This window comes from Stenotrophomonas sp. GD04054, from assembly GCF_029836955.1.
Taxonomy (GTDB): domain Bacteria; phylum Pseudomonadota; class Gammaproteobacteria; order Xanthomonadales; family Xanthomonadaceae; genus Stenotrophomonas; species Stenotrophomonas maltophilia_A.
On record NZ_JAOECR010000030.1, the window covers coordinates 26,880 to 49,986 of the forward strand.

Annotated in this window: 16 protein-coding genes and 1 pseudogene; 13 read left to right on the forward strand and 4 right to left on the reverse strand. The window is 66.8% G+C overall.

What is annotated here, in order from left to right; all coding sequences use genetic code 11:
• Positions 1–51: 51 nt before the first annotated feature.
• Positions 52–1,230 carry a nicotinate phosphoribosyltransferase gene (gene pncB / locus N7573_RS14320; protein ID WP_010482009.1) on the forward strand — a complete coding sequence of 393 codons (1,179 nt, stop codon included), beginning with the start codon at positions 52–54 and terminating at the stop codon, positions 1,228–1,230.
• Positions 1,231–1,240: 10 nt separating this feature from the next.
• On the opposite strand, the gene N7573_RS14325 is transcribed toward pncB, so the two are convergent.
• Positions 1,241–1,606 (reverse strand): hypothetical protein, encoded by a 366-nt coding sequence (locus tag N7573_RS14325; protein ID WP_014645902.1) that lies wholly within the window; start codon positions 1,604–1,606, stop codon positions 1,241–1,243.
• Between the two features lie 459 nt (positions 1,607–2,065).
• On the opposite strand from N7573_RS14325, the gene N7573_RS14330 reads away from it, so the two are divergent.
• From N7573_RS14330 to N7573_RS14365, 8 genes are all read left to right on the forward strand, one after another.
• Complete coding sequence (locus N7573_RS14330) at positions 2,066–2,605, forward strand: fimbrial protein (RefSeq protein ID WP_032128057.1); 540 nt, start codon at positions 2,066–2,068, stop codon at positions 2,603–2,605.
• Between the two features lie 85 nt (positions 2,606–2,690).
• Positions 2,691–3,419 carry a molecular chaperone gene (locus N7573_RS14335; protein ID WP_032128056.1) on the forward strand — a complete coding sequence of 243 codons (729 nt, stop codon included), beginning with the start codon at positions 2,691–2,693 and terminating at the stop codon, positions 3,417–3,419.
• Positions 3,420–3,511: 92 nt separating this feature from the next.
• Positions 3,512–6,076: a fimbria/pilus outer membrane usher protein gene (locus N7573_RS14340; protein ID WP_343238885.1), complete on the forward strand. Its 2,565-nt coding sequence runs from the start codon at positions 3,512–3,514 to the stop codon at positions 6,074–6,076.
• Entirely contained in the window at positions 6,067–7,101 is a 1,035-nt protein-coding gene (locus N7573_RS14345; RefSeq protein WP_279912437.1) for a fimbrial protein, read from the forward strand. The genes N7573_RS14340 and N7573_RS14345 overlap by 10 nt, the downstream gene beginning before the upstream one ends.
• A 266-nt stretch (positions 7,102–7,367) precedes the next feature.
• Positions 7,368–8,552 (forward strand): UDP-N-acetylglucosamine 2-epimerase (non-hydrolyzing), encoded by a 1,185-nt coding sequence (gene wecB / locus N7573_RS14350; protein ID WP_049399830.1) that lies wholly within the window; start codon positions 7,368–7,370, stop codon positions 8,550–8,552.
• On the forward strand, positions 8,549–10,750 hold the full coding sequence (locus tag N7573_RS14355) for a hypothetical protein (RefSeq protein ID WP_279912438.1): 2,202 nt from the start codon (positions 8,549–8,551) through the stop codon (positions 10,748–10,750). Before wecB ends, N7573_RS14355 begins: the two co-directional genes overlap by 4 nt.
• Positions 10,751–10,756: 6 nt before the next feature.
• A complete protein-coding gene (locus tag N7573_RS14360; protein WP_279912439.1) occupies positions 10,757–12,904 on the forward strand; it encodes a glycosyl transferase family protein in 2,148 nt (715 codons plus the stop codon).
• Entirely contained in the window at positions 12,901–15,735 is a 2,835-nt protein-coding gene (locus N7573_RS14365; protein ID WP_279912440.1) for a hypothetical protein, read from the forward strand. The genes N7573_RS14360 and N7573_RS14365 overlap by 4 nt, the downstream gene beginning before the upstream one ends.
• Here the strand turns inward: N7573_RS14365 and N7573_RS14370 are convergent.
• From N7573_RS14370 to ettA, 3 genes and pseudogenes are all read right to left on the reverse strand, one after another.
• Positions 15,729–16,733, reverse strand: a pseudogene (locus tag N7573_RS14370) (DUF4434 domain-containing protein). The gene N7573_RS14365 and the pseudogene N7573_RS14370 overlap by 7 nt on opposite strands.
• A gap of 82 nt (positions 16,734–16,815) precedes the next feature.
• Positions 16,816–18,132, reverse strand: coding sequence for an NCS2 family permease (locus N7573_RS14375; RefSeq protein ID WP_005408048.1), 1,317 nt, complete (start codon positions 18,130–18,132; stop codon positions 16,816–16,818).
• Between the two features lie 100 nt (positions 18,133–18,232).
• Complete coding sequence (ettA, locus tag N7573_RS14380; RefSeq protein WP_005412220.1) at positions 18,233–19,897, reverse strand: energy-dependent translational throttle protein EttA; 1,665 nt, start codon at positions 19,895–19,897, stop codon at positions 18,233–18,235.
• Between the two features lie 253 nt (positions 19,898–20,150).
• On the opposite strand from ettA, the gene N7573_RS14385 reads away from it, so the two are divergent.
• The 4 genes from N7573_RS14385 to N7573_RS14400 all read left to right on the forward strand — a co-directional run bounded on the left by N7573_RS14385 (position 20,151) and on the right by N7573_RS14400 (position 23,083).
• Positions 20,151–20,624, forward strand: coding sequence for an RcnB family protein (locus tag N7573_RS14385; protein ID WP_154262284.1), 474 nt, complete (start codon positions 20,151–20,153; stop codon positions 20,622–20,624).
• 184 nt (positions 20,625–20,808) lie between these two features.
• Positions 20,809–22,062 (forward strand): serine hydroxymethyltransferase, encoded by a 1,254-nt coding sequence (gene glyA, locus N7573_RS14390; protein WP_279912442.1) that lies wholly within the window; start codon positions 20,809–20,811, stop codon positions 22,060–22,062.
• 124 nt (positions 22,063–22,186) lie between these two features.
• On the forward strand, positions 22,187–22,606 hold the full coding sequence (locus tag N7573_RS14395) for a hypothetical protein (protein ID WP_279912443.1): 420 nt from the start codon (positions 22,187–22,189) through the stop codon (positions 22,604–22,606).
• 27 nt (positions 22,607–22,633) lie between these two features.
• Positions 22,634–23,083 (forward strand): hypothetical protein, encoded by a 450-nt coding sequence (locus tag N7573_RS14400; protein ID WP_279912444.1) that lies wholly within the window; start codon positions 22,634–22,636, stop codon positions 23,081–23,083.
• The last annotated feature ends 24 nt before the right edge of the window (positions 23,084–23,107 follow it).

A 23,107-nucleotide genomic window follows, 5' to 3' on the forward strand; every position in this document is an offset into this window, starting at 1 on the left:
AGTGTGGCCGCAGGCACCCCGGTTCACCCTGCCGGGCGCATAATCCGCCCCATGCCTATCATCCAGTCCCTGCTCGACACCGACCTGTACAAGTTCACCATGATGCAGGCGGTGCTCCACCAGCACCCCGGCGCCCAGGTGCAGTACCGGTTCAAGTGCCGCACGCCCGGCATCGACCTGGCCCATTACATCGACCAGATCGACGAAGAGATCGACCACCTGTGCAGCCTGCGTTTCAGCGACGCGGAGCTGGACTACATGCGTGGCCTGCGCTTCGTGAAGCCGGACTTCGCCGATTTCCTCGGCCTGTTCCACCTCGACCGCAAGTACATCCAGCTGCGCGCGTCGAAGACCGTGCCCGGCGAGATCGAACTGGACATCACCGGCCCCTGGCTGCACACCATCCTGTTCGAAGTGCCGCTGCTGGCGATCATCAACGAAGTCTGGTTCCGCAACACCACCACCGCCGACTTCGCCGAGGGCGAGCGCCGCCTGCAGGCCAAGGCCGCGCTGCTGCGTGATACCCCGGGGTTCGAGCAGTGCCGTATTGCCGACTACGGCAGCCGCCGCCGCTACTCGCGTGACTGGCATGCCCGTCTGCTGCCGCTGCTGCGCGATGCGCTCGGCCCGCAGCTGGTCGGCACCAGCAACGTGCACTTCGCCCGCCTGTACGGCATGACCCCGCACGGCACCATGGCCCATGAGTACCTGCAGGCATTCCAGGCGCTGGGCCCACGCCTGCGCGATTCGCAGGTGGCGGCACTGGAATCGTGGGCACGCGAGTATCGCGGCGACCTCGGCATCGCGCTGTCCGACGTGGTCGGCCTGGATGCGTTCCTGCGCGACTTCGACATGTACTTCTGCAAGCTGTTCGACGGCGTCCGCCATGACTCCGGCGATCCGTTCGACTGGGGCGACCGCATGCTGGCCCACTTCCAGCAGCGTCGGGTGGATGCACGCAGCAAGGTGCTGGTGTTCAGCGATGGGCTCGACATCGCCAAGGTGATGCGCCTGTACGACTACTTCCGTGGTCGCTGCCAGGTCGCCTTCGGCGTCGGCACCCACCTGACCAATGATCTGGGGCCAACGCCGCTCAACATCGTCATCAAGATGGTCCGCTGCAACGGCCAGCCGGTGGCCAAGCTCAGCGATTCGCCGGGCAAGAGCATGTGCGACGACCCGGGCTACCTGGCCTATCTGCGCCAGGTCTTCGAGCTGCCGCCGGCGTAAACACGTCGGCTTACAGGTAGTCGACCACCACCAGGTAGGCGCCCTGCAGCGGCTGCTGCTTCGAAGCCTGCACGCTGTAACGCTCGGAGAAGGCGATATCGCCGGCGCGCATCGCGCTGGCCGACACCGACAGCTTCTGGCCCTGGCGCTTGCCGTCGCGCAGCGTCGCGGCCTGGCCATCGGCCAGCGCCGTCACGGCCACCGTCGAGCCCTTGGCCGAGGGCGGGCAGGCGGCCAGGCTCAGCTCACCCTGGGACAGGTTCGTCGTGCAGCCCGGCTCGGCGATACGGCCGCTGAAACGGATGCTGCCGCTGCTGGCCTGGGCCAGCGCACTGACGGACATCAGGGCCACACACAGCAGAATGGAGTTCCTCATGACACGTTCTCTGGTTCGGTGTGTCCTAGTTAGCGACAGGTTCGATCCGTCTTTAATAGGACAAATCCGAATCTGCTAGGGCCATCACCAAGAAAGAGTGATGCGCATCAAATAAGGCGATTTCCACCTGAAAAAAGCCTGTTTTCGCGCATGCCGAACGCGCCACGGGAAGCGTCATGCAGGGTCGTTTGTGACCTGATCGCCTTGCCGTCAAATCCTCCACGCCCGCCGGGCTCTCATTCCGCCTACCACGTCACATTTGAGGCGTCAATGAATTGGCGTTCAGAAAAATAATGAGACTTTCATCACAGTTGTGCCTATACTTGCGTCACGGATTCAGGGGAAGGTATGTCCGAGTCCGGCCACAGGTGAGACGCAAGGATGGGTCTTGATAGCCCGGCAGTGCTCCTTGCTTCCTCCTCTACTTCTCATCTCTTCAGTAGGGTTAGGTAAAAGCGAATGCACAAGATCAATATCATCGCCGCTCTGATGCTGGCCGCCGCTCCGCTGGCCGCCAACGCCGCCGACGGCACCATCACCTTCAACGGCAAGGTGACCGACAAGACCTGCACCATCTCGACCCCGGGCGGCAAGGACTTCTCCGTCAACCTGCCGACCGTGTCCAAGAACACCCTGGCCGCCGCCGGTAACGTTGCCGGTCGCACCCCGTTCGCCATCAACCTGACCAAGTGCAGCGCCGGCAACGTCGCGACCTACTTCGAGCCGGGTTCGACCGTTGACTTCAACACCGGCCGCCTGCTGAACCAGGCTTCGGCCAACGCTGCCACCAACGTGCAGCTGCAGCTGCTGGGCTCGAACAACCAGGTCCTGCCGATCAAGGCTGCAGGCGCTGGCCAGGCCCAGACCAACTCGCAGTGGGTCACCGTCGGCACCGACGGCTCGGCCGATCTGAACTACTACGCTGAGTACTACGCCACTGCCGCCGCCACCCCGGGCGACGTCACCAGCAGCGTCAAGTACACGATCATCTACAACTGATCGTAGTCGTACCCGCACTGGCCGGCGTACGCGCCGGCCAGTGCATCGCGGCCCCTGGCCACATACCTCGAGCGTAGTACTTCCGATGAAAGCATTCTTTCCCCGGGCGCTGCTGCTGGCAGCGTTCACGCTGCCCTTCTGCCAGAACGCTCTGGCCGGCGTGGTGGTCAATGGCACGCGAGTGATCTATCCGGCGCAGGCGCGCGAAGTCACCGTGCAGGTCGACAACGTGGGCGATTCGCCGGCGCTGGTGCAGGCCTGGATCGACAGCGGCGACGCCAACCAGACCGCCGATACCAGCGATGCCCCGTTCGTGCTGACGCCGCCGATCGCGCGCGTCGAGCCGGGCCGCAGCCAGGCGCTGCGACTGATCTTCTCCGGCGCGCAGCTGCCGACCGACCGCGAGTCGGTGTTCTGGCTCAACGTGCTGGATGTTCCGCCGTCCCCGGACAACGCCGACAGCGGCGAACAGAATTACCTGCAGGTCGCGTTCCGTTCGCGCCTGAAGCTTTTCTACCGGCCGCAGGGCCTGAAGGGCGTCGCCAACGACGCGCCCGCAGCGCTGCGCTGGACCCGCACGGGCGACCGTCTGCGGGTGGAAAACCCGAGCCCCTTCCACGTCACTCTGGCCGAAGTACATGCCGTGACCGGCAGCAGTGAAAAGGCCGTCGAGGACAAGGGCGCGATGGTCGCGCCGAAGCAGAGCCTGGAGTTCGCCGCACCGGCGGGCACCGACCAGGTCCGCTTCATCACCATCAACGACTACGGCGGCCGGGTGGAACACACCATCCGCCTCGGCAGCACCGGGGGCTGAACGCGCCGCGCCGGCCTTGGGCCTGCGCATCCCGCCACCGCCGCTGTGCGGCGAATTGAAGGAATGTCAGTGTGATCGGAAACAGATTGACATTGTCGATCCATCAGGCGCTTTGCCTGTTGGTTGCTGGCGTGGCCTGCCCAGGATGGGCGCTGGCTGCCCCGGCCAATCTCGGCGAACAGGCGCTGATGGCGCAGAGTGGTGCGGCCAATGCGCGTGCACCGGAATCGGCCCAGTTCAACTCCAGCTTCCTGTCTGGCCAGGCCAAGCAGGTCGATCTGGCGGCCTTCAGCAACGGCAACCCGATGGTGGCCGGCAACTACCGTGTCGACGTCTACGTCAACGGTGCCTGGCAGGGCCGTCGCGATCTGCAGTTCAAGGCCGATGCGCAGGGCCGTGTCGACGCCTGCCTGCCGCTGCCGATGCTGGAAGAAATGGGCGTGGACAGCGAAGCCGTGCTGCAGCAGCAGGATCCGTCCGTGCCGACCGACAAGACCAGCTGCGTGCCGGTCCAGCAGCGCATGGCCAATGCCTATGGTGTCTATGACAGCGGCAACCTGCGCTACGACCTGAGCATCCCGCAGGTGTTCCTGCGTCGTGAGGCACGCGGCTACGTCAACCCGGCGCTGTGGGACCGCGGCATCAATGCCGGCTTCGTCGGCTACAGCTTCAATGCCATCGACAGCGACAGCCGTGTCGAAGGTGGCCAGCGCAACCGCAGTGCCTACCTCGGCCTCAACGCCGGCATGAACCTGGGTGGCTGGCAGTTCCGCCACGATTCGAACCTGACCTGGTCCGAGGGCGATGGCCGCCATTGGCAGAGCATCGCCACCTATGCGCAGCGCGGCATCCCGCAGGTGCGCGGCATGCTCACCATCGGTGAGGCCTACACCACCGGTGAACTGTTCGACTCGATCGGTTACCGCGGTGCCAGCCTGGCCAGCGACGACCGCATGCTGCCCGATTCGCTGCGCGGTTACGCGCCGGTCGTGCGCGGCATCGCCGAGACCAACGCACGCATCGAAGTGCGCCAGAACGAGCAGCTGATCTACTCCTCCACCGTGTCGCCGGGCAGCTTCGTCATCGACGACCTGTACCCGACCGGCTACGGCGGCGACCTGGAAGTGAGCGTGATCGAGGCCGATGGCCGCCGCCGCGAATTCAAGGTTCCGTTCGGTTCGGTGCCGCAGATGCTGCGCGAAGGCGTGTCGCGTTACTCGCTGACGGCCGGCCAGGTGCGCAACAAGCTGCTGGCCGATGAGCCGTGGCTGGTGCAGGGCACCTACCAGCGCGGTATCGGCAACCAGCTGACGCTGTACGGCGGCAGTGCACTGAGCGACGGCTACCTGTCGCTGCTGTACGGCGTCGGCCTGTCCACGCCGGTTGGCGCGTTCGCCGCCGACGTCACCCACGCACGTACGACGTTCGACCACTACGGCAACCACACCGGTGCCAGCGTGCGCTTGAGCTACAGCAACATGATCGGCGAGACCGGGACCAACCTGACCCTGGCCGCCTACCGTTATTCGACCGAAGGCTTCTACAGCCTGCAGGACGCGCTGTATGGCCGTGATTCGGACAAGCGCGGCATCGATCCGACCACCCGTGGCCGTCAGCGCAGCCAGTTCCAGGTAACGCTGAACCAGCCGCTGGGCCGTCGCGGCGGCGCGCTGTACGTGACCGGCTCGGTGCGTGACTTCTACGACCGCCCCGGCACCTCCAAGCAGTATCAGGTGGGCTACAACAACGCCTGGCGTTCGGTGAACTACGGCTTCTCGGCGCTGCGCACCGAAGAGGGCGTGCTCGGCCGTTCCGATACCCAGTACCTGCTGTCGATGAGCGTGCCGCTGGGTCGTGGTTCGCACCCGGTGTCGTTCAGCGCCGACCTCGGCGTGCGCGAGCGCGGTGGCTACGACAACAGCCGCGTTGGCATCACCGGTTCGACCGGCATCGACAACAACTTCAGCTACGGTGTGGCGCTGTCCGACTCCCGCGAAGGTGGCACCACCGCGGTGGGCAGTGCGGAATACCGCAGCCGCTACAGCGCGTTGAACGCGACCTACAGCCACTCGCGCGATTTTCGCCAGGCGTCGGTCGGTGCCAACGGCAGCGTGGTCGTGCATCCGGGTGGCTTCACCTTCACCCCGCAGCGTGGCGACACCATGGTGCTGGTGGAAGCGCCGGGCGCACGCGATGCGATCGTCAGCAACGCCCCGGGCCTGCGCGTCGACGGCCGCGGCTACGCGGTGGTCCCGTACGTGTCGCCGTACCGCCTCAACACCGTCACCCTCGACCCGCAGGGCATGGCCCACGACGTCGAGCTGGAAAGCACCAGCCAGTCGATCGCGCCGTTCGCCGGTGCCATCAGCTACCTGCGCTTCGATACCCGCAAGGGCAACGCGCTGCTGATCCAGGTGCGCAACACCGATGGCCGCACCATGCCGTTCGGTGCGCAGGTCAAGGACGAGCAGGGCCAGCCGGTGGGCATGGTCAGCCAGGGCGGCCGCCTGTACGTGCGCAGTGACAAGAACCAGGGCAGCCTGCTGGTGGAGTGGGGCGCCGGCGCCGACCAGCGCTGCACGGTCGATTACCAGGTTCCGGCGGGCGCCGATGCGTCCAAGACCGGCTTCATCCCGCTGGAGGCAGCATGCCGATGATTTCTTCCCATGGCCGCAAGGCGCTGAGTGCCCTTGCATTGCTGGGCGGCGTGCTGCTGGCCCAGCAAGCCAGCGCCGCGTGCAGCCTGAACTCTTCGTGGTTCACCGCACAGGACGTCACCATGGACATGGGCCAGATCGTGATCCTGCCCAGCACGCCGGTCGGCGGCGTGATCAAGGAGATCAGTGAATCGATCACTCAGCGTGATAGCGTGGCCAGCTGTGATCGGAGTGGCGGCTACTCGCGCGGCGAGTATGTCAACGCGGCGCAGCAGCGCCCGGTGCCCGGTTTTGCCAATACCTATGAAACCGATGTCCCTGGCGTTGGCATCAAGCTATTCCGCGATTCAGGGGCGATCCAGGCCTACTATCCGCACAGCATTCCATTCAACGGTGGGGCGAGGATCAATCTCAACGGTGGTCGATTCCGTATCCAGCTGATCAAGACAGCCGCGCAGACCGGTTCCGGCGTGATCGCGCCGAACGGTCGTTTCACTACATACTATTTTGATGGTGATGGCAGCCGTCGCCCGGTGTTGACCTCCACCTTCAAGGGCTCGGGCACCACCGTGGTCAGCCCGACCTGCGAAGTGCAGGCGGGCAGTCGCAACATTGCCGTCGATTTTGGCAGCGTGCCCAACACCACCTTCACCGGTGTCGGTTCCAAGGCTGTCGATCGCGATTTCGAGATCCGCCTGAACTGCCAGGGCAGCAACGTTGCTGCCTACCAGAGCAAGATCGGTATCCGCCTGGATGCCGACCAGGACAGCTCGAACATGCCGGGCGTGCTGAAGCTCAGCGCGGCCACCAACAGTGCCACCCGCATCGGCATCCAGATGGTCCAGCGTGATGGCAGCACCGAGCGCGAAGTGCGTTTCGGCCAGACTGTCAACGTCGGTACCACCACGCCCGGTTCCAGCACGATGACCTTGCCGCTGCGTGCGCGTTACGTGCAGACCCAGGCCGGCACGGTGGGTGCAGGTGTCGCAAACGGCCAGGCCACCTTCACCATCCAGTACGAGTAAGGCGGCCGCAGGCCGCGCCACTGCTGCGTTCCACCGCAACGTCGCCCGTTCCACGGGCGGCGTTGACTGCGTCTTGATCTTCCAACGATGAAGATCAATGCCACGACGCACGTACCATCATTCGAATGTGATGTACGTCGCGATTTTGGAGTTTCCTCATGAGGTGACCGTCTCCTGCCTGCGGGTGTTGGACGGGAACGCCGAAAGGATCCAGACGTGGCTACAGCTCCTGGCATTCCCTCGCGCCGGCCCTTCGGAGCGCTGCGATGAAGGTCCTGTCGGTGTTCGGCACGCGACCGGAAGCGATCAAGATGGGGCCGCTGGTAAGGGCCTTGGCGGAGGCTGCGGACATCGAATCGGTGGTCTGCATCACCGGCCAGCACCGGGCGATGCTGGACCAGGTGATGTCGCTGTTCGCGATCACCGCCGACCATGACCTCGATGTCATGGTGCCCAACCAGACCCTCAATGGCCTGTGTTCCAAGCTGTTCGAACGGCTTGACGCGCTCTACACGCAGGTTCGCCCGGACCGGGTACTGGTGCACGGCGATACCACCACGGCGATGACCGCCGCATTGGCCGCGTTCCACCACCGCATTCCGATCGGCCATGTCGAGGCCGGCCTGCGCACCGGCGACATCAACCGGCCGTGGCCGGAGGAAATGAACCGGCGGGTGATCGATGTGGTCGGCCACCAGCTGTACGCGCCCACGCCCAGCTCGCGCGCCAACCTGGCCGGTGAACACCTGGGCGGGCAGATCCTGGTCACCGGCAATACCGTCATCGATGCCCTGCAGCAGACCGTAGAGCGGCTGGATGCCGACCCGGCGCTGCGTGCGCGGGCTGACGAACCCTTCCACATGCTTGACCCCGATCGTCGCCTGCTGCTGGTCACCGGCCATCGCCGCGAGAGTTTCGGCCAGGGCTTCGAGGACATCTGCCGTGCGCTGGCCGAGCTGGCGCGGCGGCCGGACCTGCAGGTGCTGTACCCGGTGCACCTCAACCCGAACGTGCAGGGCCCGGTCAACGCCCACCTCGGCCATCTCGACAACGTGCACCTGGTGCCGCCGCAGGACTACCTGCGCTTCGTGCGCCTGATGCAGCGCGCCGACGTCATCCTCACCGACTCCGGTGGCGTGCAGGAAGAAGCGCCTGCGCTGGCCAAGCCCGTGCTGGTCATGCGCGACGTCACCGAACGCCCGGAGGCGGTCGAGGCCGGAGTGGTGACGCTGGTCGGCACCAGGCCCTCGCGCATTGTCGAGGCGGTCAACGCGGCACTGGCACAACCACCGCACCCGACCCGCTTCGATCCCGACGCCAGCCCCTACGGCGATGGCCGTGCCAGCGCGCGCATCGTCGCCGCCCTGCGTGGCACGCCCCTTCCCGAATTCTCGCCCGGCCTCCGCAACAGCGGTGCCGCCCACTCCCATCCACGCGAAGTGACGCCATGACCCAGACCGGCCGCTCTCCCCTGTTTGCATCCGCCGCCGCGTTCGTCCTGTCGGGCGTGGTTGCCAGTGCCCATGCCGCCGACAGCGTCGCCGGCCAATTCGCCGAATGGAGCGGCGACAGCACGGTCAACCGGCAGATGACCCTGCGTGAACTCGGTTTCCGCCAACCGCTGGTGCTCAGCGGGCAGGAGAGCCAGCGCGAGGTCTACCTGCCGGTGCCGGCCGGCGTCGCCACCCGCGATGCGCAGCTGCAGCTGGACGGGCGCTACGTGCGCGGCCACGCCGGGCGCACTTCCGGTCTGTGGTCGGTCGATGGCGATCCGATCGCCGCGCGCTCGATCACCGACGCGCAGGGGGACGCCAGCCAGCTGCTGGCCATTGATGGCGAACCCCGCCAGAACGGCTTCGTGCGGGTCGGCGTCGGCTGGTGGTCGATCGTCTCCGACTACCAATGTGCCGACCAGAGCGCGCCGGCCAACGTGTTGCGGCTGTCGCCGGACTCGCGTTTCAGCTACCGCTTCGACGGCCGCGCCGTGGACACCGTGGCCAAGGCCTGGGGCGCGCTGCCACCGCAGGTGCGCCTGCTGGTGGACGGCAAGGCGCTGCAGGCGCCGGCCTACGATGCCGCCTGGCGCATCGGTACCGCGTTGCAGGCCGGTGGCAAGCAGGTGCAGGTGGTGGCGCTGCCCAAGGTCGGTGACAGTGTCGACCTGGCCGACATCAGCATCCCGGCCAGCCTGCAGGGCGTGCCGGCCTACGCTGCGCTGGCGACGGGCGAGCGTGCGCATGTGATCAAGGATCTGGCTGAAGTTGGCGCGCTGCTGTCGCTGCGTGACAGCGGGCCCTTGGCCGCTGACGTGATGATCGGCAGTGATGCGCTGCGGGCCGGCGTACGCGCGGCACTGGACGCGCTGGCCGTACAGGTTGCGGCTACGGGTGCCGATGCGGGCGCTGCCTTCGCCGCGTGGCGCGGTACCGATATGGGCGGCCTGGAAAAGCCCACGGCCAATGCCTCGGTCAGCGTGGTCGCCGTTGCTGGCCGTCCGACGCTGGTGGTCGACCCGGCGGCGGCGGGCAAGGTCGCCGGGTTGTTCGCCGAACAGTGGCGCAGCTACGCGCTGGGCCGCAGCCTGCAGGTCAGCCAAGCGGGCACGCCGAAGCTCGACGGTGACCATGTGCTGTTGAGCCGGCTCGGCAACATCGCCGGCACGATGGAGGTGGTGACCCGCGCCGATCGCAGCGCCAGCTTCGACCTCGGCGCGCTGTCGGCCGATGGGCGCCTGCCCGAGGAAGTGGTGATCGATGTCTCGGCGGCGCCCAACGCCGCCGGGCAGGGCGCGGTGGCCACGATCCATTTCAACGATTACCTGCTGGGCGGCAAGGTGCTGTCGGCCAATGGCCAGCCGCAACGGCTGGTGGCCAAGGTGCCGGCCTACGCGCTGTCGGCGCGCAACGAGATCCGCGTCAGCTTCCTGCGCCAGCCGGCACGACCTTATTGCCACGATCCGGCCACCGCCTATCCGGTCTCGATCCTGCCCAGCAGCCACCTGACCCTGGCCAAGCGGTCGCTGGGCAGTGATTTCGTCGGCGCCAGCAGTCAGCTGTCGCGCGGCAACCAGGTGTTCGTGCTGGCCACGTGGCTGCAGGATGCACCGGCATCGCTGCGCAAGGTGATTGCGGTGGCCAGTGCAGTGGGTGCCTCGCCGGAGGCGTCGGAACTGAAGGTGGTCGATGCCGGTGCGGCGGTCAGCCCGGGTGCGCCGTGGCTGGCGTTCGGTGTGGCGCCATCGGGTGTCGATGTGGCCGGCCTGAAGGACGGTCATCTGCTGATCGGCGGGAAGCCGCAGCCGCTGCTGGATGTCAGCGGGTTGGATCGTGCCGCGGTGGTGCAGGTCGGCACCTCCGGCGGCCAGCTCGGCGTGCTGTACAGCGACCTGGGCGCACAGGCACCGTCATTCGGCGCACCGTTCCGGCTGCTGCGCGGTGATCTCGCTGTGCTCGACGGCAGTGATGCCGTGCGCGAATTCGACCGCCAGGATCCCTATGGCACGCGTATCGCGCAGGACGGCAATCCGCAATCGAAGTGGGAACGGCACATGGTCTGGTTGCTGCTGCTGGTCGGCGTGATCGTGTTCGCGCTGCTGGCCGCCCGCGTTACCCAGGTGCGCCGCCGCAAGTCCGCCAACACAGGGCACTGATCCACCGTGGACGGTCTGTTCTGGAACATCCAGCTGGCCAACTACTACGCTGCCCTGGAAACCACGGCGGCGGCGGTGGCCGTGCTGATCCTGATCTCCAGCCTCGATGACCTGTTCATCGATGTCTGGTACTGGGTGCGCGAGAGCTGGCGGGCGCTCACCATCAAGCGTCGCGAGGCGTACCGGCCACTGACCCAGGAAGACCTGCTGCAGCGGCCGCAACAGCCGCTGGCGATCATGGTGCCGGCGTGGATGGAGTACGACGTCATCGCGCAGATGGTGGAGAACATGATCAACGTACTCGACTACCGCGAGTACGTGGTGTTCGTCGGCACCTATCCCAACGACCAGCAGACCATCGACGAAGTGGAGCGCATGCGCCGCCGCTACAAGCGCCTGCGCCGCGTGGAAGTGCCGCATGACGGGCCGACCAGCAAGGCCGACTGCCTGAACTGGCTGATCCTGGCCATCTTCGATTACGAGAAACGCCACGACATCGAGTTCGCCGGGGTGATCCTGCACGACAGCGAGGACGTGCTGCACCCGATGGAACTGCGCTTCTACAACTACCTGCTGCCGCGCAAGGACATGATCCAGTTGCCGGTCACCTCGCTGGACCGCGAGTGGTACGAACTGGTGGCCGGCGTCTACATGGACGAGTTCGCCGAATGGCATGCCAAGGATCTGGTTGTGCGCGAAAGTGTTTCCGGCATGGTGCCGTCGGCGGGCGTCGGCACCTGCTTCTCGCGGCGCGCGCTGCTGGCACTGAGCGCGCAGACCGACAACCAGCCCTTCAACACCGACAGCCTCACCGAGGACTACGACGTCGGTGCGCGGCTGGCGGCGATGGGGATGCAGTCGATCTTCGCGCGCTTCCCGGTGCAGTTCCGCGTGCGTCGCCCGTCATGGTTCGGCTGGGGCCCGGTACGCGAGCGCACCCAGCAGATGGCGCTGTGCGTGCGCGAGTACTTCCCCGACAACTTCCGCGCATCGTACCGGCAGAAGGCGCGGTGGGTGCTGGGCATCGGCCTGCAGAGCTGGGAGTCGCTGGGCTGGCGCGGCTCGCTGGCCACCAAGTACCTGCTGGCGCGCGACCGCAAGGGCATCATCACCTCGTTCGTCAGCATCATCGCCTACGTCATCTTCCTGCAGCTGCTGCTGTTCTGGCTGTTGAAGATGACCGGGCTGTGGACGATGCAGTTTCCCAGCGTGTTCCAGGCCGGTACCTGGCAGATGAACGTGGCGCTTCTGACCACGGCGGCGTTGGCGACCCGGGTCGTGCAGCGCTTCTACTTCGTCAACCGGCTGTATGGCTGGGAGCATGCGCTGATGTCGATCCCGCGCATGGTGGTTGGCAACATGATCAATTTCATGGCCACCGCACGCGCGTGGAAGGTGTTCCTGGCCTACCTGCTGTTCGGCAAGCGCATGGTCTGGGACAAGACCATGCACGACTTCCCGGATGCGGCGCAGCTGGTGCAGACCCGCAAGCAGCTCGGTGAGCTGTTGACCACCTGGCAGGCGGTGGAACCCGAACGCCTGCAGCAGGCGCTGGATCAGCAGCAGGCAGGCCGCCAGCAGCCGTTGGGCCGCATCCTGCTCACCCAGGGCTGGCTGGATGATGAAACGCTGGCCGAGGCGATCGCCTTCCAGGGCGACCTGCCACGCGCGGTGATCGACGTGGATTACCTGCGTGCCTGCCAGTTCCCGGTCAGTGCCGATGCCTGCGTGCAATGGCGGATGCTGCCGCTGCCGCCGCGTCAGGAAGGTACCCTGCGGCTGGCCGTGGCCAGCCCATTGCCCGAAGAGGCGTTGGCACTGCTGAAGCAGGAAACCCGCAGCGAGCACGTCGAACAGAGCATCGCCCGCGAAAGCGAAATCAACGCGGGCCTGCGCCTGATCGGCGGCGACCGGCAGTGGCACCTGGACAACGTGCCCTTGCTGGGTGACCTGCTGGTGGAGATGCGCCTGATCGATCACGCGCGCTTCGAGATCGCACTGGATGACTACATGCCGCAGCGCGACGGCCGCATCGGCGATTACCTGGTCAAGCAGGGCATCACCACCGAGGAGGCCGTGGCCCAGGCCATGCAGGAACAGCGCCGGCGTGCGGCCACGCTGCAGTCACCGCCTCCCGGAGCCTTGCCGGCATGAAGACCACGCTGCTGTCCACCGTCATTGCCGTGGCGTTGGCCACGGCCAGCGTATCGGTACAGGCCCAGGCCGATGCGCAGCTGCCATTGTCTGGAGCTGCCTACCGTATCGCCGAACAGGCGTTTGCCGCCTATGAGCGTGGTGACTACCGAGCGGCGTACCAGCAGTCCACTGAAGCGATCCGGCTGCGCCCGGACGTGGTGCGGCTGCGCCTGCTGCAGATCTATGCGCTGCAGAAACTCGGGCGTGGTGCAGAAGCGCAGCAGCAGGCGCGGCGTGCGCTGGACGCGGGGATGAAAGATCCGGCCTTGCCGGCGCTGGCGGCTGCCACCGCTGCACGTAGCGCGGCAACCGGAGGCGAAGGTGCGCGCACGACATCCCCATCTCGTCCGGTCGGCAGCGCCGCAGACCGCAGCAGGCAGCAGGCCTACGCGCTGGCCACCGAGGCGTACGCGGCCTATGACGCCGGGCGGATGGGAGAGGCGGCCAGCAAGGCCGAGCAGGCGTTCCGGAAGCAGCCGAAACAGGGCGCATGGGCCCTGCTATGGGTGGCAGCACTGGAGGCACAGCAACAGCCCGAACAGGCCGACGCCGCCATCGGCACCGCGCTGCAGTTGGGCGCACCGAATGCCGAGGCGCTGCGCACGCGGCGCGTGGCATTGGGTCGCCAACGCGCCCTGCTGCAGGCCCAGCAGGCCTATCAATCGCTGTCCGCAGGCGAGGATGCCGCCGCCATTGAGCATGCACACGCTGCCGTGGAACTGGCCCCCGACGTGGCTTCATACCGGCTGCTATTGATCACCGCGCAGCTGCAGGGCGATCAGCTGGCCGACGCTGAGCACAGTGCTGATCAGGCGTTGCAGGCCGACGGCCAGGATCTCAATGCACGGGTGATGCGCGGCTACCTGCGCCAGCGCCAGGGCAGCATGTTGCGGGCCAATGAAGATTTCGACGCCGCGCTTGCCACGCCGGGATCAACCGCGCAGCAGCGCAACGTGCGACTGCTGGCGGTAGATGCGGCACTGGCCGCAGGTGATCGGGTACGCGCTGCTGCACTGCTGGCACCGTTGCAGGCGGCGGTACCGCCAGCTGAAGGCGATGCACGGACACGGCAGCTTCTGCAGCAGGGCATCGAGCAACGCAGCCGGGCGATCCGCTCCAGTCGCGAGCTTCCGCGTATGAGCGCGCAGACCTATCCGGCGCCGTTCCAGCACTGCCAGTCGGGCGACACAGGCAATGTCTGCGAGTTGATGCCGGCCGACCTGCAGGGCGACGGCGGTGCCGCACAGCGTGCCTATGCTGCCTACGCGCGCGAGGACTACGCCGATGCCATCGTTGAGGCGCGGCAGGCCGTGCAACTCGCACCGGACGACGCGAACCTGCAAGCCCTGCTGACCACCACGCTGGCAGCGGGCAACCGCGCCCAGCAGGACGAAGCACGGCAGCGCCTGGATGCGGCACTGGCACAGCGTCCTGACGATGCGGAGGCGCTGATGCAGCGCGGCTACCTCAACCAGAAGGCGCACGAACCTGCGCAGGCACTGGCCGACTTCCGTGCCGCCGAGGCCACCGGCAAGGCACCGAAAAGCGTGGTGCTGGACCAGGCCTACGCCAGCGCAGCCAACGGCGATCATCCACAGGCGGTGTCACTGCTGCGTAGCGCCATCGACCGCGCCGACGTCGGTGAGCTGCCGCTGGATGAGCATCAGCGCTACAACGTGCGCAATGCCATCGCCAACTATTCACGCGAGTGGGGCGTGGTCGCCTCGGCGGGTTTCCGGGGTGCGCGCCAGGCCGCAACCAATGTCGGCGGTGCGGCGATCAGTACGCCCGGCGATTCGGTGTTCAGTACGCTGGAAGCGTTCTGGCGGCCACCAGCGTTCAATGACCAGCATGGCACGCTGGAGCTCTACGCACGCCTGCTCAACACGCTGTACGACGAGGGTGGCACCTACGAGTCGATCCGTGCGGTGGATCCGTGCACCGGCGAATCAACGCCGGATGCGCGTGCACGCGCCGAGCGCCTCAGTCATTCGCGCTCGACCACCGGCTGGCCGTCCACCATCGCCTCGTTCGGCCTGCGCTACGCGTTTGGCCAGACCGGTTTGAGCGCCGGCATCGAGCGCCGCCAGTTCCTGGGCAGTGCCACCCGCCAGGGCGAGGTCTACCCCGCATCGGCAGCGGTGCAGTGCCGCCTGCAGCTGGCCCTGAACCGGCCACTGGAAGCCAGCACGCTGGCGCGCTACCGCTTGGCCAGCGGTTCCGGTGGATGGATGTCCTACCTGACCTACGGCTATTACCACGGCACCGATCTGCGCACCGATGTGAACCAGTGGTGGATGGTCAGTGGCTATGCGCAGGGGGGATATACCTGGGACGACAACGGTGCCACCTTCACCCTCGACGCGCTCGATGCCAACGGCACGCCGGTGCGGCGGATCGGCGACGCCAACGGGCGCCTGCATCGCGAACAGTGGTTCGTTGCCGGTGAACTGCGCGCCGGGCGCAGCTTCCGTTTCGGTGCCGGGCAGACGCACTGGGTGGTCACACCCTATGTCGTGGTTGGCGCCGATTGGCTGGACCAGCGCTCGCGCGTGCGCGACATCCGTTACCCGCTGTTCCCGGCGCAGTCGTTCGCGCTCAACGATACGCAGCGCAGCTGGTCACTTGGCGCAGGGCCAGGCGTGGGCGTGCGTTACTGGTTCCGCGAGGACCACTACAACACGCCGCGTTCCTACCTGGACCTGACCGTGCAGTACCGCATCGCCATCGGCGGTGGTGATACGCAGCGTGCCAAGGGCCTGTTCGCCACCGCCATCCTCTACTACTGAGGCAGGCCCCAGCGTCGCCGCAGCGCCGCGGCCTGCGGCGTGTCCTGGGTCAGCCATGGCTCCAATGCATAGACCAGCACGTGCTGTGCGCCGCTGTCGCGTGCCCATGCCAACTGCCGCTGGATGCGTGCGGCATCGGCCGTTTCGCCCTTGAATCCGCTGCCGTCGGCGGGGCCGCCGGGCAGTTCGCGGAACAGTTCAACGATCGCATCGAAACCGATGCCGTTGGCATGGAGATGATCGAGCAGCGGTTGCAGCTGCTGCACGTTGCCGGCGCCGGCCACCCCCACGCCGTCCTGCACCATTGGCCGCAGCGCGGTCTGTGCCAACACCGCCTGCCACAGCGTGACCAGGTTGCCATCGGTCTGCAGGCGGCTGAAGTAGCAGGACATCGCGCAGTCGCCACCGCGTGCGCTGGCGGCCTGCACCAGCCCGTGCAGCCACTGTGCCAGCCACTGCTGGCGTGCCGGATCGGCCCAGTGCTACTGCTCCAGTTCGTAGGGCAGGTACCAGCCCCCGAAGGCGGGTTGCTGCGCCCAGGGCGCCTGTGCCAACCACTGGCGTGCGTGCGCCAGGCTGTCGGCCAGGAAGGCCTGCAGCGTGGCATCGTCGGCACCAATGGCCTGCCACCAGCGTTGCTGGAATGGCAGGCCGACGCGGATGCGGATGTCGTTCTCGCTGGCGGCGGTGAACAGCTGCTGCAGGCTGCTGTCCGGCAGTGACCAGTCGCCGTCGCTGCCACCGATGATGCCGGTCCACTGCAGCACCAGCTGCCGGCAGCCCAGCGTACGTGCAAGCTTCAAGGATCGCTGCCAGTCGGCCAGGCCCCACTGCAGGTGGCTGAGCCACGGCTGCAGGAACGTGCCATCGACCTGCACCGGCAACGAGCAGCCGGGCAGGGTGGCGAGCGTGCCGGCGAGCGGTGCCAGCACTGCCGCGCGCAGCAACCGGCGGCGCAACGGCGAAGACGGATCCGCGGGAAGGTCAGGCCGAACCATGCCCGCATCATCCCAGAGCACCGTGCGCGGCAGGTGAACCACCGCCCGGTAGTGCCGGCCGCTGGCCGGCATCACCTACCGCTTATTCCAACGCATAGCGCAGGGTGAACAGCACCGCCACCAGCCACACCGCCGGATGCACTTCGCGCCAGCGCCCGGTACCGGCCTTCAGTGCGGCATAGGCGATGAAGCCGAACGCCAGGCCATTGGCGATGGAGTAGGTGAACGGCATCGCCAGCGCACACAGCGCGGCCGGCACCGATTCGGTCAGGTCGCTCCAGTCCACTTCCACCAGCTCACGCAGCATCAGCCCGGCCACGAACAGCAGTGCTGGCGCAGTGGCATAGCTGGGCACCATCGCCGCCAGCGGCGAGAACAGCAGCGCGGCCAGGAACAGTGCCGATACCACCAGTGCGGTCAGGCCGGTACGGCCACCTACCTGCACGCCCGAGGCGCTTTCGGCAAACGCGGTGGTACTGCTGGTACCGAGCATCGAGCCGGCCACGATCGCCGTGCTGTCGGCCAGCAGCGCACGGCCGAAGCGCTTCTGCGCGCCCGGAAGTTTCAGCAGGCCGGCGCGGCCGACCACGCCATACAGGGTGCCGGTGGCATCGAACACTTCCACCAGCACGAACACCAGCACCACCTGCAGCAGCACCGCGATCGGCGCACCGCCGTCATGGTGCAGCAGGCCCGGCAGGTCCAGCTGCAGGAAGGTGGGTGCCAGGCTCGGCGGCAGCGAGACCAGACCCTGGTACTGCACGTCGCCCAGCGCCCAGCCGGCGCCGGTCACCGCCAGGATGCCGATCAGGATCGCGCCACGGATGCGACGCGCTTCCAGCACCGCGATCAGCAGGAAACCGGCCAGCGCCAGCAGCGGCGGCGCCGTGTTCAACGGGCCCAGCGCCACCAGCGTGTCTTCATTGCCGACGATCACGCCGGACTTCTGCAGCGCGATGATCGCCAGGAACAGGCCGATGCCGGCCACGATGGCCGAGCGCAGCGACGAAGGAATGCCCGACACCAGCCATGCACGCACACCGGTCAGCGACAGCACCAGGAACACCAGGCCGGAGATGAACACCGCTCCCAGTGCCTGCTGCCACGGCAGGCCGGCAGCGCCGACCACGGTGAAGGCGAAGAACGCGTTCAGGCCCATGCCGGGCGCCATGCCGACCGGGAAGTTGGCGGCCAGCGCCATCACCGCCGAACCCAGTGCAGCGGCCAGGCAGGTGGCCACGAACACCGCGCCCGCATCCATGCCGGTGGTGCCGAGGATCTCGGGATTGACGAAGACGATGTAGGACATCGTCAGGAAGGTGGTGACACCGGCCAGCAGCTCGGTGCGCACGGTGGTGCCGTGCTGTTGCAGCTGGAACAGGCGCTCGAACAGGGACATGGGGTCGCTCATGGGTAGATGCCGGCCGCTGGCCGGCATGCATGGTCGGTACACATTGCAAAAGGAGAAAGGCCGCGCGAGCGCGGCCTTTCCTGTTGCCTTACTTCAGCGCCTTGAAGCGCAGGCGCTTCGGCGCAGCGTCGTCGCCCATGCGGCGGCGCTTGTCTTCTTCGTACTCGCGGTAGTTGCCCTGGAAGAACTCCACGTGCGAGTCGCCTTCGAACGCCAGAATGTGGGTCGCGATGCGATCCAGGAACCAGCGGTCATGCGAAATGACGAAGGTGTTGCCCGGGAACTCCAGCAGCGCATCTTCCAGCGCACGCAGGGTTTCGATGTCCAGATCGTTGGACGGTTCGTCGAGCAGCAGCACGTTGCCACCCTGCAGCAGGGTCTTGGCCATGTGCAGGCGGCCACGCTCACCACCGGACAGCGAACCAACCATCTTCTGCTGGTCCTGGCCCTTGAAGTTGAAGCGGCCGATGTAGGCGCGCGACTGGATCTCGATGCCGTTGATGTTGAGGATGTCCAGGCCGCCAGCGATTTCCTGGAAGACGTTGTGGTTGCCTTCCAGCGCGTCGCGGCTCTGGTCCACGTAGGACAGCTTCACGGTCGGGCCGACCACGATCTCGCCGGTATCCGGCTTTTCCTGGCCGGTGATCATCTTGAACAGGGTCGACTTACCGGCACCGTTCGGGCCGATGATGCCGACGATGGCGCCGGCCGGCACCAGGAAGCTCAGGTTGTCGAACAGCAGGCGGTCGCCGAACTTCTTGGAGACGTTCTTGAACTCCATCACCGCATTGCCCAGGCGCTCGCCCGGCGGGATGAAGATTTCATTGGTCTCGTTGCGCTTCTGGTAATCGACCGACTGCAGCTCTTCCAGGCGGGCCAGACGGGCCTTGCCCTTGGTGCGGCCGCCCTTGGCGTTCTGGCGCGACCACTCCAGTTCCTTCTGGATCGCCTTCTGGCGAGCCTTTTCCTGGTTGTCTTCCTGCTTCAGGCGTTCATCCTTCTGGGTCAGCCAGTCGGTGTAGTTGCCCTTCCACGGAATGCCGCGGCCGCGGTCCAGTTCCAGGATCCACTCGGCGGCGTTGTCCAGGAAGTAGCGATCGTGGGTGACCGCCACCACGGTGCCGGTGTAGCGCGCCAGGAACTGTTCCAGCCATTCCACCGACTCGGCGTCGAGGTGGTTGGTCGGTTCGTCGAGCAGCAGCATGTCCGGCTTCTGCAGCAGCAGGCGGCACAGCGCTACGCGGCGCTTTTCACCACCGGACAGCTTGCCGACCACGGCATCCCACGGCGGCAGGCGCAGCGCATCGGCGGCCACGTCCAGCTGGTTCTCCAGGGTGTGCGCGTCGCCAGCGGCCAGGATCGCCTCCAGACGCTCCTGTTCCTTGGCCAGCGCGTCGAAGTCGGCGCCTTCCTCGGCGTAGGCCAGGTACACCGCGTCCAGCGCGGCCTGGGCCTGCAGCACTTCGCCCACGCCTTCCTCGACCGCTTCACGCACGGTCTTGGTCGGGTCCAGTTCCGGTTCCTGCGCCAGGTAGCCGACCTTGATGCCCGGCTGCGGGCGGGCTTCGCCCTCGAAATCGGTGTCCACGCCGGCCATGATCTTCAGCACGGTGGACTTGCCGGCGCCGTTCAGGCCCAGCAGGCCGATCTTCGCGCCCGGGAAGAAGGACAGCGAGATGTCCTTGATGATCTGCCGCTTGGGCGGGACCACCTTGGACACGCGGTTCATGGTGTAGATGTATTGCGAGGACATGCGGTCTCCGTAGGCGCGGCCCTGCGCCCGACCCGTCACGGGAACATCCCGTTGCGGCAGCGGGCACAGACTGAAATGGAATACCGCCAATTATAGCCGGAACCGGTTCCGGGCCGCGCCCGGGCAGGGGCGTCGGGCTGGCCGCGGCCTGAATACCCGGTCACAGTCCTGTTGCGGGAAGCGTTTCCAGCCGGAAACGGTTCAGATCGGGTGCGCAATATGGGTTCACCACCCACCCGAGCAGAGGTCTGACATGCGCATCAATCGAGTAATGGCCGGCGCCGTGGCCTCTGTGCTGGCGCTCGGCGCCGTGGCCCCGGCCTTCGCCGACAACGACCACCGCCGCGACCATGATCGCCGCGAGTGGCGCGAGGACCGCCGCGAGTGGCGCCAGGATCGCCGTGACTGGGAGCGCGACCGCCGCGAGGCCCGGCGCGACTACCGCCAGGATCGCCGCGAGTGGCACCGCGACCATGACCGCTACTACCGCCCGGCACCGCCGCGTGTGGTGTACCGTCCGGCCTATGGCCCGGGCTACGGCTGGAAGGTCGGCCATCGCTACCGCGACTACTACCGTGGCCCGATCTATGTGGTGAACGACTACCCGCGCTATCACCTGCGTCGCCCGCCGTATGGCCACCACTGGATCCGCGATGACCGCGGCAACATGCTGCTGGTGGCCATCGCCACCGGTGTGATCGCCCAGTACGTGCTCAGCAGCCGCTGAGTCCGCAGCCACCTCCACGCATGGCGTGGATCTACCGGTACGCCGGTACAGCGCACTCGAAACCATACGGGGCCGGATTCCTTCGGGGATGCCGGCCTCGTCCGTTTCGGCCCCGGCAGGCCCGGTGCAGGGCTACAATCGGGGGCTGAGCCGTACCCCTTTTCCCTGCCTGCTGGAGTACCCGATGTTCCCGCGTGACGTCCGCATCGAATCCTACGATCCCGAACTGGCCAAGGCCATCGCCGCTGAAACCCAGCGCCAGGAAGACCACGTCGAGCTGATCGCCAGCGAGAACTACACCAGCCCGGCGGTGATGGAAGCCCAGGGCAGCCAGCTGACCAACAAGTACGCCGAAGGCTACCCGGGCAAGCGCTACTACGGTGGTTGCGAGTACGTGGACATCGCCGAGCAGCTGGCGATCGACCGCCTGAAGCAGCTGTTCGGCGCCGACTACGCCAACGTGCAGCCGCACAGCGGCTCGCAGGCCAACCAGGCCGTGTACTTCGCCCTGCTGCAGCCGGGTGACACCATCCTCGGCATGAGCCTGGCCCACGGCGGCCACCTCACCCACGGTGCCAAGGTCAACGCCTCGGGCAAGCTGTTCAACGCCGTGCAGTACGGTGTGAACGACCAGGGCCTGATCGATTACGACGAAGTCGAGCGCCTGGCCCTGGAGCACAAGCCGAAGATGGTCGTGGCCGGCTTCTCGGCCTACTCGCAGGTGATCGACTGGGCGCGCTTCCGCGCCATCGCCGACAAGGTCGGTGCCTACCTGTTCGTCGACATGGCCCACGTCGCCGGCCTGGTTGCTGCTGGCGTCTATCCCAGCCCGCTGGAACACGCGCACGTGGTCACCTCGACCACCCACAAGACCCTGCGCGGCCCGCGTGGCGGCATCATCGTCGCCAAGGGCGCCGACGAAGACCTGGTCAAGAAGCTGCAGTCGATCGTGTTCCCGGGCATCCAGGGCGGTCCGCTGATGCACGTCATCGCCGGCAAGGCCGTGGCCTTCAAGGAAGCGCTGGAACCGGGCTTCAAGGCCTACCAGCAGCAGGTGGTGAAGAACGCCCAGGCGATGGCCAACACGCTGATCGCGCGCGGCTACAAGATCGTCTCCGGCGGCACCCAGAACCACCTGATGCTGGTCGACATGATCGGCAAGGACGTGTCCGGCAAGGACGCGGAAGCCGCGCTGGGCAAGGCCCACATCACCGTCAACAAGAACTCGGTGCCGAACGATCCGCGTTCGCCGTTCGTGACCTCGGGCCTGCGCCTGGGTACTCCGGCGGTGACCACCCGTGGTTACGTCGAACAGGACTGCGTGGATCTGGCCAACTGGATCGCCGACGTGCTCGACGCACCGAACGATGACGCCGTCATCTCCCGCGTGCGCGACGCCGTCAGCGCGCAGTGCCGCAAGTACCCGGTCTACGGCTGATCGCAGCAGGGGTCAGAGCCCTTTCCTGACGGAAAGGGATCCGACCCCGAAGCCCGGATCGAAGCAGGGGTCGGATCCCTTCCCGCAGGGAAGGGCTCTGACCCCGGTATCGGAGCAACCGCGCATGGATGAGCGCCACCTCAAGTACCTGTACACCGCGCTGGCGGTGCTGTTCGGCCTGCCCAGCCTGGCGATGGGCGGCGCGGCGGCGACGATGCTGCTGCTGATGGGGCTGGGCCAGTTCGGCCATGGCACGCTGGCCTCGGTGACGGTGATGCCGCTGTGGGGCCTGGCCGGCATTGCCGGCTGCCTGGCCTGGTTGTGGCTGAGCGCGGGTTTTCTGTTGCAGGGGCGTGCCGGGCTGCACGTGCACCGCCTCTGGTGGTGGATGCTGCTGGCGGGCGGTCTCGCCGCCTTGCCCCCGCTGGGGCTGGCGCTGTGGTGGGGCATTGCCGTGCACGCCGAGGGCATCAGCCTGTTGCTGCTGGGCCCATCGATGCTGGTGCCGGCTGCGATGCTGGTGTGGATCAAACGCCGCGCATGACGCGGCCCATGGAAGGAAACCGAACGCATGGATGAGCGTCTGCACAAACGCTGGATGGCCATTGCCGACCTGTTGGTGGGCCTGCCCACGGTGGCCGCCGGAGGCACGGGTGCCGTGCTGGGTCTGATGGTCGTATGGGATGGCAAGTACCTGACCGGTGACGAGTACAGGATCCTGCTGCTGTGGTCGTCGGCCGGGATCATCGGCCTGCTGTCGTGGTTGTGGCTGAGCGGCCTGTTCCTGTGGCGCGGTGTCAGCGGCCTGCGCCAATCGCCGGTTGTCGCCTGGGTCGGCCTGGCGCTGGGGACCCTGGCCGCGCTGGGCGTGGTTGGCGCCACGCTGTACTTCACCTTCAAGCATGGGGAGATCTCGACCCTGGCCTTCCTCGGGTTCGGCCCGCCGCTGCTGGTGATGGCAGGGCATCTGGCGTGGCTGCGTTGGGCGCGCGCGGCCTCGGCGCCGCCGGCACCCGGTTGAACGCGCAGCCGTGACCGCGCTGGC